This is a genomic window from Xanthocytophaga flava, from assembly GCF_030068545.1.
In the GTDB taxonomy this organism is placed as follows: Bacteria; Bacteroidota; Bacteroidia; order Cytophagales; family 172606-1; genus Xanthocytophaga; species Xanthocytophaga flava.
This window is the reverse complement of sequence record NZ_JASJOR010000022.1, coordinates 37,150-49,417: the sequence shown is the minus strand read 5'-3', so window position 1 is coordinate 49,417 and position 12,268 is coordinate 37,150. Positions and strand designations below refer to the sequence as shown.

Annotated in this window: 7 protein-coding genes; 5 read left to right on the top strand and 2 right to left on the bottom strand. The window is 39.1% G+C overall.

The window, feature by feature from the left end:
• The first annotated feature begins 10 nt into the window (after positions 1–10).
• The 3 genes from modB to QNI15_RS26820 all read left to right on the top strand — a co-directional run bounded on the left by modB (position 11) and on the right by QNI15_RS26820 (position 2,940).
• Positions 11–688 carry a molybdate ABC transporter permease subunit gene (gene modB, locus QNI15_RS26830; RefSeq protein ID WP_314034679.1) on the top strand — a complete coding sequence of 226 codons (678 nt, stop codon included), beginning with the start codon at positions 11–13 and terminating at the stop codon, positions 686–688.
• A 35-nt stretch (positions 689–723) separates the two neighbouring features.
• Entirely contained in the window at positions 724–1,611 is an 888-nt protein-coding gene (locus QNI15_RS26825; protein WP_314034677.1) for an ABC transporter ATP-binding protein, read from the top strand.
• 273 nt (positions 1,612–1,884) lie between these two features.
• Positions 1,885–2,940, top strand: a complete 1,056-nt coding sequence (locus QNI15_RS26820) for an LIC11966 family surface protein (protein WP_314001654.1) — start codon at positions 1,885–1,887, stop codon at positions 2,938–2,940.
• Between the two features lie 27 nt (positions 2,941–2,967).
• Here the strand turns inward: QNI15_RS26820 and QNI15_RS26815 are convergent, their stop codons facing one another.
• Together QNI15_RS26815 and QNI15_RS26810 are read right to left on the bottom strand one after the other, a co-directional pair.
• A complete protein-coding gene (locus QNI15_RS26815; protein WP_314034675.1) occupies positions 2,968–3,969 on the bottom strand; it encodes an ABC transporter substrate-binding protein in 1,002 nt (333 codons plus the stop codon).
• Between the two features lie 386 nt (positions 3,970–4,355).
• Positions 4,356–5,585 carry an MFS transporter gene (locus QNI15_RS26810; RefSeq protein WP_313987299.1) on the bottom strand — a complete coding sequence of 410 codons (1,230 nt, stop codon included), beginning with the start codon at positions 5,583–5,585 and terminating at the stop codon, positions 4,356–4,358.
• Between the two features lie 420 nt (positions 5,586–6,005).
• Between QNI15_RS26810 and QNI15_RS26805 the strand changes: the two genes are divergently transcribed.
• Positions 6,006–7,085, top strand: a complete 1,080-nt coding sequence (locus QNI15_RS26805) for a putative type IX sorting system protein PorV2 (protein WP_314034673.1) — start codon at positions 6,006–6,008, stop codon at positions 7,083–7,085.
• 111 nt (positions 7,086–7,196) lie between these two features.
• Positions 7,197–12,239 carry a putative type IX secretion system sortase PorU2 gene (porU2, locus tag QNI15_RS26800; protein WP_314034671.1) on the top strand — a complete coding sequence of 1,681 codons (5,043 nt, stop codon included), beginning with the start codon at positions 7,197–7,199 and terminating at the stop codon, positions 12,237–12,239.
• Positions 12,240–12,268: the final 29 nt, after the last annotated feature.

Sequence of the window (12,268 nt, the reverse complement as noted above, 5' to 3'; positions counted from 1 at the left end):
AATTGGATTTATGGAAGAGTATCTTGAAACGTTGTTGCTGACATGTCAGCTGGCTTTTTGTACAACCTTTATTTTAGTGATAGTAAGTATTCCTTTGGCTTATGGTCTGGCCTTTTTTCGTTTTCGGATCAAGCCCATTATAGAAGCCCTGATTAGTTTACCTCTGGTATTGCCACCTACTGTATTGGGGTTCTATCTATTGGTTACATTCAGCCCTGAGAATATGTTGGGACACTGGTTGGAGAAGTATCTGCATGTTTCACTTAATTTTACCTTTTCGGGCATTCTGATAGGCTCAACAATATATAGTTTGCCTTTTATGGTACATCCTATACAGGCAGGTTTTGAAAATTTCCCCTCTATTCTACTGGATGCTTCCTATACTCTAGGCAAATCGCGGATGACTACTCTATGGAAAGTGATTTTACCAAACATCAAACCTTCTCTGCTAAGTGGTATTGTACTTGCCTTTGCACATACTATGGGAGAATTTGGCGTGATTTTGATGATTGGAGGCAATATTCCCGGTGAGACGCGTGTTGCTTCGATTGTAATTTATGATCTGGTAGAAGATCTGAAATACAAACAAGCTAATCAGTATGCGTTGGCTTTATTACTGTTTTCCTTTGTATTATTGATTGCTTTGTATCGACTCTCCAGACGAACTCAATCTCATACACTATTTTAAAAGAAAAAAAATACTGTCGTTTATTCATATCACCTATGATTGATCTCCAACTCTCTAAATATATCCATACCTCAGAAGGGGATCAAATGCTTACGATAGAGATGCAGATTGAAACCGGATCCGTTGTGGCTTTGTATGGAAGTTCGGGTGTTGGAAAAACTACCTTGCTTCGGATGCTGGCTGGCTTAACAAAACCTGATGATGGACATATCGAGGTAAACGGACAAATCTGGTTTGATAAGAAAAAAGGCATTCATGTAAGTCCACAAAAGAGAGGGGTTGGGATGGTGTTTCAGGAATATGCCTTGTTTCCCAATATGACAGTACGACAAAATATTGAATATGGCTTGGCTGATCATAGAGATAAACGATGGGTAGATGAACTTCTGGAACTGACTGATCTGACTCAACTATCTTCCCGAAAGCCGGGCACATTGTCTGGCGGACAACAGCAGCGGGTAGCTTTGTGTCGTACCCTGGCGCATAATCCTTCATTGCTTCTTTTGGACGAAGCTTTTTCGTCTCTGGATCAAGCAACCAGAACTCGTTTACAGGATGAAACCCTTCGGTTACATAGACATTTTTCTCTTACAACTATTCTGGTAAGCCATGATATAGAAGAAATTCGTAAGATGGCCGATGTTGTAATAAAAATAGAACAGGGAAAAATAATAAAGCAGGGGAAGCCCGCAGATCTATTATATGCTCCCAAAAAATATCATCATATAGAATTAACAGGTATTCTTATTAAAGTCGAAACAGTAGAAGGAGGCTGCATTCTTACTATCCATGCATCTGATAGCACCCATCGGATCTTTCAGGATAGTGGTGCTTCAACAGTACAAAATCCTACTCAATGGCAAGTCGGAGATAGCATTGTTATTACACTTCCTTATGAATCATCCTCAGTTCGCAAATTGTAAGTAACTAACTCATTACCAGAAATTAAGAGAATTTGAAAGAAAATATTATAAGATATGGCCTGTATGGGTAAGTAATGTCTGTAGATAAAATGTTGTGAGTGAGTATGTTGCTGAGGTTAAAGCTATATGTAAATAAGAAGAATGAACAAATTCATTACATTCTGGTAAAATCTTCTCCCAACTCCCTAAATAATTGATTCTGAAAAAAGAATTATCTTTAGGGGAAATTACACCGTCAAACATGTTTTTATTTTAAAACATATTAAACACTTTATGAAATATACATTACACTCAATTTTCTGTTTTATTTCTTTTTTCAGTATTACACAAATTTCAGTACATGCACAGGATTACAATCCCAAACAGGCAGGTTCTTATATGACTTATATAAGTCAGCAACATCGGGAGATTACAAAAGACTTTCTTAGTTATACAAGTGCAGTTGGCCATGGCAAAAGTGCCCGGAAGATTGAAAATCGCCGAAAGGAACTGATTAAAACCGTAGCAGAAGCCCGTCAGAAGGTAAGTTCAATGCCTGCTTATGAAGGCGATAAGACATTACGCGATTCAACAGCCAACTATTATTTGATTACCTCACACATCCTAAATGAAGACTATGGCAAAATTGTGAATCTGGAGGATGTGGCAGAACAATCATATGATGCTATGGAGGCTTATCTGTTGGCTCAGGATCTTGCTAGTGAAAAAATCGAACAGGCCAATGACCGTCTTCAGCTAACTGAGAAATTGTTTGCCAAAGACCATAATGTTCAACTGGTTGATACAAAAGATGAGTTATCAGAGAAAGCTGCAAAAGCTGGAAAAATAACAGATTATCATAGAGTGGTATATCTTATTTTCTTCAAAAGCTATAAGCAGGAAATGTATTTGAGTGAAGCAATTCAGAAGAAAGATATCAATGCTATCGAACAGAGTAAAAATACTTTATTAAAATATAGCCAGGAAGGGATTGAAAAATTGAAAGCCACTCCTGCCTTATTTGGTGATAATACATTGGAAAATGGATGTCGGCAGGCACTGCAATTCTATATTCAGGAATGTAATACACAGATTCCGGTAATGACAGATTTCTATTTGAAAGAGGAAAATTTTGATAAAATCAGAAAGGCATTTGAAGCAAAACGTGAAAAAGAAAGAACCAAAGACGATGTTGCTCAGTATAATAAAGCGGTTCAGGATATGAACAAAGGCATTAATGATTTCAATAGTGTAACTACTCAGTTAAATAATGGACGCAAGAAAGCAATAGAGGGGTGGAATAATGCTTCTTCGAAGTTTCTGGATGTACATACACCTAAATACAGATAGTATCTAATTACTAAACAGATGGTTACCTTATTCTTTTAACCATCTGTTTAGATTGGTATTGAGTAGTTCGGTTACCATAGGATCGTTGAGATTTTCTTTAGTCACTATGATAATACCAGTATCGATATGTTTTTCGAAAGGCTGATTTTTTAGTATCGCAATAGCTGTTTTTACTCCTTCATATCCCATCTTGAAAGGGTCCTGTATAGCAAGTCCATGTAATTTGTCCTTTTTCAGGGCGTCCAGCAACGTGGTATTGGAATCAAAACCCACAAATTTTACCTGACCTGCTTTTCCCCGCATCTCCAGAGCCTGTAACATACCTTGAGTTGTGAGTTCCGTTGGCGTAAATATACCATCCAACTGACTACAGCTGTTTAATAAGTTCAGAGAGGCATGGACAGATTTTTCTATTGTGACACCTGCATAATGATTGCTTGATACCAGTTCGATTGACGGTCCATATTCTTTTAGGCCTTCCAGAAAACCATCTTCCCGTGCCATGGCGCTGGCCGATCCTTCATGATAACGTAGCATGGCTACTTTTCCTTTACCCTCCAGCAGCTCACATAGACGTTTTGCACAAAGCTTGCCTGCCAGTTTGTTATTAGTAGCAATAAAAGAATGAAAATCCTGTGAGTCTAAATCTGAGTCAATGATAATAACAGGTATATGTTGTCTGGAGGCCGAGGCTACTGAAGGTGCCAACGCATGTACATCAATGGGGGCTAACACAATAGCATTTACTGACTGCGATGTAAAGTGTTGTACTGTTTGAATTTGACCCTGCTTGTCATCTTCTTTTTGAGGTCCCTGCCATATCAGTTCCACTCCTAGTTCCTGGGCAGCTTTTTCCGCCCCTGCATGTACAGCCAGCCAGTACGAATGAGTAGTGCCTTTGGGTATTAATGCAATACGATATGTTCCATGCAGTGCTTTGTTTTCGTCGGCACTACTATTTTGTTTGGTGCTGGTACATGCAATCAGACATAAGCCAAGAAGTATTATGAAAAGAGAGGGCTTTGACATTATCAGAATCAATATTTCAGCTTTGTAAACCTGTATTTGCGGGCTGTATTTTAGATTAAAACTGTTTTTTATTGTATTGCGCTGTGGCAAGATATGGCATTTTGCTTCATCTTCCAACTGTAAGGGAAAATGACAAAAACTCTTGTTCGGTCAATCACCTGTCTTGAAAAAAGACAAGAGTTAGTAATCAGATTGTTAGATGTCCGACCTATAGTTAAATATACAGTATTTTTGTTTTTGAAAAATATATGGGATTATAAAACAGTGTGTTTCAGTATGGATGATCTATACTAATCTTCAAAAGTATGTTATAAAAAAACATCCTCACTGTTATACATAAAGTAAAACGAATGAGGATGCGAAGATTGTATTCTAAAAAGATCTAATTATGCCAGCTGCTGTTTCACTGTGCTATTACGTTTTTTATAAATGACAAGACCGGTGAATGCTGCTATCAGAAACAGCGGGATGATTGTTATATATTGTAAAGTTTGCATACCTGCTTCCAGTTGTGCGGCATCTGTACTAAGACCAGAAGCAACTTTAGCTTCTTGCAGATTAGCATAGATATCTCCAATAATTGGAAGCGCAAAGGCTTGTGCCAGCATTCCGGCACCTCCCATTACTGCGAGTCCCAGGGCACCCGTTTTAGGTATATTTTCTGATACAAAACCTAACATAGTAGGCCAGAAGAAGCTTACTCCTGCTCCAAAAACCAGCGAAGCAACAAAGGCCAGGTTACCAGACGTTTTACTGATCATCCAAATACCTAATGCTGAGACTACAGCTGAAAATAATAATACCCAGGCATTCTCGAATTTATGGATGAAATTCCCTGCAAATGCCCGGCAGATAACCATCACCAGTGTCGTACCTGTTAAAAGCAAAATAGATGGGACACTACCACCTTTCAGAAAGGTTGGTATCCAGTTGTTGGGGCCAAACTCCGTAGTAGCTGTAAGAAACATGCAGATTACCATAAAAATAAAGAGAGGAGAGATAGAAGCTTTTACCATCTCATTATTACTTACACCTGCTGCTACTCGTTCGGTAGGAGGAAATTCCTGTCCCCAGAACATAATACCATAGGCAATATTAGGAATCAGCATAGTTGCAATCTGTACCTGCCATCCCAGATTTAATATATTGCTGAGCAGATACACAATCAAGGTACTTATCAGGATGCCACCTGGAAACCATAGATGGAACTGATGAAGTTTTTGAGTTTTGTTATTGGTATAAAGAGAGGTAACCAGAGGATTACAAACTGCTTCAACTAATCCGTTTGCCACTCCAACAAAAAGTGTGGATATATAGAAAGACCAGAAACTGGTTGAGAAAATAGTCATGATGATACCTATCAGGTGGCCGAAAAACGCCAGATAGATTAGCCTTTTCATACCTACAAAGTCACAAAGTGGGCCTCCAAAGATAATTCCCAGGGTGAATCCCCAAAAAGCAGTTCCTACAATATAACCTAGCTCCAGCGGAGTGATACCATATTGCGTACCAATCTTATCTAAAACTCCTGCTCTGATACCAAATGCCATCGCTGTTGTAATAAGAGCCATACAACTGGCTATAAACAAGCGATCTTTATTAATCGAAGTGCTCATGATTGTGAAAGTTTGTGTGTTATTTTTTTAACAGGTGAGATACTAAAAAATAAGCCAGGCCAATAATACGGCATTTAGCTAAGATAAGCTAGTTTTTCGAATGGTTTTTTCTAAGAAAAATGATATTTATTATTGAGTTAGATATAAAAATGGTTGGTGCTTAAATTGAATACTCTGATTTAGAGAGAGAAACTTTACTAAAAGAGGTAGTGTAACACCTTTATCTTTAAGAGTCGAACCTGAATTCTAAAAGGTGGTATAAGAAACAGAAAAGGTAACCACTTCATATCCTATAATATCCTATAATATCTTACACCTGAGTGAATGTAGTATGTTTCGCGCATTGTCTGCCATAGGTTTTTTCCGTAAGTTTACGAACTGTATCTGTTTAGATAGTAAGCAATTAGGTATAGTTTATTTATGAAATATTTTTACGTTGTCTGTATATTTTTTGTGTCTTTTATATCTCAGGCACAGGTGCTTACGCCTAAGTATAGCAATGAGTTTCTTGCAATTGGAGTAGGAGCAAGGGCACTGGGTATGGGACGTACTCAAACAGCTGCTGTAAATGATGTAACTGCTGGTTACTGGAACCCCTCTGCTTTATTGGATATCCGCACTAAGTACGAGGTCTCTCTTATGCATGCGGAGTACTTTGCAGGTATTGCAAAATATGATTATGCTGCTTTTGCTACTCCTATTGATTCTGTAAGTCATTTGGGTGTATCTGTTATCCGATTTGCTGTAGACGATATTCCTGACACCCGATTCTTGTTTGATGCTAACGGAGCTATCAATTATGATAATATCCGGTTTTTCTCTGCTGCAGATTATGCCTTTTTATTATCCTATGCCCGAAAATTTCCAAAGCTCAAAGGACTGAAACTGGGTGCTAACGTAAAAATCATTCATCGGGTGGCGGGTTCGTTTGCCAATGCCTGGGGATTTGGATTGGATGTCGGAGCTATGTGGGAACGAAAAAACTGGCGTATAGGGATTGCTGCACGTGATGTAACAAGTACATTTAATACCTGGTCAGTGAATACAGCATTACTTGAACAGGTGTATGGGCAAACTAATAATACTCTCAGAGGAAATTATACAGAACTTACGCTTCCCAAACTTTCGATAGGAATAGCACATAGCTGGCGTATTAAAGAAACGTTTGGGGTATTGGCTACTTTGGATGCTGACTTTACGTTTGATGGCGAGCGAAACGTACTTGTGAAATCTGGCTTTACTTCAATAGATCCTCGCATAGGTTTGGAATTTGATTATAAGAAGGTTGCCTTTTTTCGGGCAGGCGTTGGTAATATTCAACAGGTGAAGGAAGTAGATGAGCAAACAAATCTATATACAAAAACCAGAACCACATTTGAACCCAATATGGGTGTAGGTGTTCGAATTAATAAATTTCAGATCGATTATGCACTTACCAATATAGGAGATCAATCCGAATCTCTTTATTCCAATGTATTTTCTATTAAGGTCGGCTTCTGATTCTTAAGTGACATACTATTCTCTATCGCATTTGTATTTACGAAACTACCTTGATCCGTGATCATCAATAAAAAATTTCTGCCAAGTATTCATCACTTCTTTTTCTCCAATATGTTTTGTAAAAGAAGGGGCTGGGGGATTTTGACTGCTCTTGCCATCATACTTCTGACAAGTCTGCAGACCTCTGCTCAAACCTATGGCAACGAGTGGATTAACTATGCCCAGCAATATTATAAGATTCCTGTTACACAACAGGGAATATACCGGTTAACGTATCAGGACCTAACACAGGCGGGACTCCCTTTAACAACCATTGATCCCCGACGAATTCAGATTTTTCACAGAGGAGTGGAGCAATCTATTTTTGTCTCAGGTGAATCAGATGCCTTTTTTGATGAGGCAGATTATGTGGAGTTTTATGGGAAAGGAAATGATGGAACACTGGATGCTGAATTATACCGTCCTGCAGAGGCTCAACCACATAAGTATTACAATCTATATTCTGATACTACATATTATTTCATCACCTGGCGGCTGGATAATGGATTAGGAAAGAGAATGTCGGTAGTAAACGAATCAAACACCAACAATCTCACTGTAGAAGCATTTCATTGGGCCGAAAGCATTTTGGTGCTTAAAAGTGAATATGACCATGGAAAAGTATATCCTGAATATATAGGTAATGCAGAAGGAGAGCACAGTTTTTATGATTATGGAGAAGGGTGGACTGGAGCCTATACAAGTAAGTTTATAAGTGTTGATTATACCTTAGCCAATCTAGGGACGATTGTAAATACGTCTTATAAACCAAAACTAGAGGTAGTTGTAGCTGGGAGAAATAATTACTCTCATGTGGGAGAAATATTTGCCGGATCTTCTACTAGTTCACTGCGATCATTAGGAACAGTTAGTTTTAGTTATCACAATACACGTAAATTGAGTACCACTATTGAAACTGCGGACTTATCTGCAAGTGCACTTTCTGTACGCCTGAGGGTAAATGGGACTTCAGATTCCAATCCGGATGCCATGTCTGTTTCGCTGATTCGGCTGATATATCCTCAGGCCTGGGATATGGCTGGAAGTATACAAAAAACCTTTACCATAGAAGCAGGATCTACTTCTCAGCATTATTTTGAGATTAACAATCCGACTACAGGTACCTTACTGTACGACATTACTTCAACTGATTCACCCCGGCGCATAACTGCTACTACCGTCAATGGAAAGTTAGCTGCTACTCTTTCTAATGGTACAGTTGTATTCGCTAATGCCAATGCATCTTCTATTACAGGGACTATCAAAAAAGTATCCTTTCGCAACTTTAGTTCTGTAAAGCCGAACTATCTGATTGTGACAAATTCAGCACTCCGAAAGCCTGTTAGTTCAGTGGCTGATCCTGTTCAGGCTTATGCAGAGTATCGGGCCTCTACAGCAGGTGGAGGATATGATACCCTGATTGCAAATGTTGATCAGCTGTATAATCAGTTTAGTTATGGCGAGTATACACCCGTAGGAATTGCCCGGTTTGTAAAGTGGATGTATAACAATAGTAAACCAGGCTATTTATTTATTATCGGACGGGGAATTTCTCCTGAGATGGTACGTAACGCTCCTGGCAGAGCCACCAATTTTATAAATGTGGCTAAAACTATTTATGATTACGTTCCTTCTGATGGCAAACCGGGATCTGATTACCTCTTTTCCGATACATTAAGTGGTATTTCTTTGGTTCCTGGTCTGGCTACAGGCCGTATCAGTGCTCTTGAGCCACAACAGGTATATAATTATCTGGTTAAGGTAAAAGAACATGAAGCTCTATCTCCTAATGAAGTCTGGCGTAAAAATATAATCCATCTTTCCGGTGGTCATACTGCTGCAGAGGTAAGTAATTTTAAATCTTACATTGATAGTTATAAATCTATTATTGAGGGTGAATATTTTGGAGGAAAAGTGCAAACACTATCCAAACAAACAGGTAATGAAGTAGAGCAGATCAACATATCTCAACAGTTGAATGAAGGAGCAAGTTTGGTAACTATGTTTGGCCACTCAGGTAGAACGGTAAATGATATAGAAATTGGTTATGCAACTGATGAAGCACTAGGATATAAAAATCAGGGAAAATATCCGCTTGTTTTGGTAAATGGATGTCAATCCGGAGACGTGTTCAATAACCAATACACGTATGCTGAAGATTGGGTTATGGGAAGATCAGATCGGGGTGCTATTGCCTGGATTGCACATTCTTCTGCTGGCTATGCCAGTGAGTTACATGCCTATTCCACACTATTTTATCAGACTGCTTTTGCGGATAGTACAATGTTAGGGAAGTCCATCGGCAATGTACAAAAAGAGACTATCCGTCGGTATGTTACACTAATGACGAACTGGACATTAGGGCTAACACATGCTGAGCAGATGGTTTTACAGGGAGACCCAGCTGTGGTATTGGTGCCATTCAGTAAGCCCGATTATGCTATTACAGAAACCGGAATTTTTGCCCAATCTTTTGATGGCTCACAGCTTACTGCCGCAGTAGACTCATTCCGGATAGGGGTGGTAGTGACTAATTATGGTAAAACGCTGAATAAGAAATTTGGTGTAACGGTAACTCGTCGGTTTGGAGATGGTACTATTCAACCATCTGACACAACCTATTTTAATCCAATCAGTTTTACTGATACTGTGTATGTAACTATTGCTAATACACAGAAATATATAGGAGGTACACAGACATTTACTGTATTTGTAGATCCTGCTAATCAGATTGATGAAAGTAATGAACAAAACAATCAGGCATCCAAGGAGATAGATATTCCAATAGTAGGTGCAATTCCTTTGTTTCCAAGAGAATATAGTATTGTAAGTTCTCAACCTGTAAAGTTTGTAGCCCAATCAACGATAACACCCCTGGAGACCAGATCTTATAAAATAGAACTGGATACTTCAGCTACGTTCTCAAGTGCTGCCAAAATAGAAACTACTGTATCGGGTAGTTTACTGGTGAACTGGGAAACCGATCTTCTCAGCAAGACAGCCTCTCATGATAGCACTGTGTATTACTGGCGTATTAGTTTGGCAGACAGACCGATTGGGAATGATAATAGCTGGATGGAAAGTTCCTTCATCTATATAAATAAAAGCCCGGAAGGATGGTCGCAAACTAAATTTCCTCAGTTTTCGAAAGCTGGTTTATCTTCTGTAAAACGTAACACAGAAACATTGAAGTGGGAGTTCACCGGAAATACAATGGATATATCTGTTAAAACATATGGCTACCAGAATCAGACAGATGCCTACAAACAGGTAGAGCTACTTTTGAATGAAGGCCCAGTTGTAACAGGTGGCAGATGTAGTCCTGCCTCAGATCCCAATACGTTGATTGCTGTAGCATTTCATAGAGGAAATGTACAGCCCTATAGTGTAGTTGCTTCATTGAATTGTGGTCGTGAACCTTTTGCCGCACATTATCTGACCAATAGCTATATTGCTGGTGGTGGTTTGGCCGATTTTATCAATCAGGTAGGTAGCAATGACTATATTTTATTATTCACTGCCGGTTCTGTAGATTTTACCAACTGGTCAGCTGCTACCAAACAACTCCTGGTAAGTATAGGGTCTGATGTGTCAAAGATTAACAACCTGAAAAGTGGTGACCCGTATATTATTATAGGACAAAAAGGGGCAACAGCTGGTTCGGCAACAGAAATCTATCCGGATTATAGCGGAAGTATAGAAGGCTCACAGCAAGCAATAGCCTTGGCTTATACGTTACAGGGACGTGTAGATAATGGAGTTATCACTTCCTCTCTGATTGGACCAGCTTCTTTGTGGGGTACTATGTATCATACTATTCAGGTTTCTGAAAAACCAGTAACAGATCAGTGGCAACTTGATATTGTGGGAGTGAATCTGCAGGGGGCAGAAACGGTAGTTGCTACGGATGTGAAAACAAGTCCATTGTCTATTGATTTTATCAATTCTCAGCAATATCCATACTTGAAATTACGACTTCAGGCTAGAGATGAAACAAATCTAACTCCTCCGCAGCTGAAAAAGTGGCAGGTAATTTATGATGGAGTACCAGAAGGTTTAATTAATACAGGCATGGTAGCTTCCGATGCGTATACGATACCAGAGCAAATGGCTGGTGGTTCATTTGAGATTCCTGTCGTATTTCAGAATATTTCGCCTAGAGCCTTTACAGATTCCCTGACAGTGCAGTATACAATTCTGAATGCAAAAAGTAAGAAGACCACACGAGTCACTTTTAAAGCAAGACCATTGGCTGCCAATGGCGATACCTTAGCCTTTAAGATTCCTGTACGGACTGACACACTAAGTGGAAATAATGAATTACAGGTGTTTGTCAATCCTCGTATACTTCCTGAGCAGAATTATGCTAATAATGTACTTTCTATACCATTTGTTGTAAATACAGATAATTTGAATCCGATTCTGGAAGTAACCTTCGATGGCCAGAAAATCCTGAATGGAGATATTGTTTCACCTACTCCACAGATATCGATGCGTTTGAAGGATGAAAATACCAAACAAATTCGCACAGATACATCAGGTATTCTAATCTACATCAAGAAACCGGGCAGCAGCAACTTTGAACGTATCTCAGGAGGTGCCTTTAGCTGGGCAGCGGGCAATGGGGATAATGATTTCAGAATGGAATGGAATCCTGAAAAACTTTCTGATGGTGTTTACACTCTAAAAGTTTTTGCTTCTGATTTGTCAGGTAATCAGGCCGGAAGTGAGCCGTTCCAGATTAGCTTTGAGGTGGTTAATGAATCAACGATTACTCACTTTTATCCTTATCCAAATCCTTTCTCTTCCGGAACCCGATTTGTATTTACATTGACTGGAGCCTCTCTACCTGATCAGATTAAGATTCAGATTATGACTGTGTCCGGTAAGGTGGTTCGGGAAATTACGCAGGATGAGCTAGGCCCTATCCATATTGGTAACAATATTAGTTCGTATGTGTGGGATGGTTCGGACGAATTTGGAGATAAGCTGGCTAATGGTGTCTATATCTATCGGGTAGTTACCCGAATGGATGGACAAGCCATTGAACATCGTGCAACCAGTGCAGATAAAGCATTTAAGAAAGATTACGGAAAACTTTATATTCTTCGGTAAACTTTTGATACTAAGCATACTAAAAACCT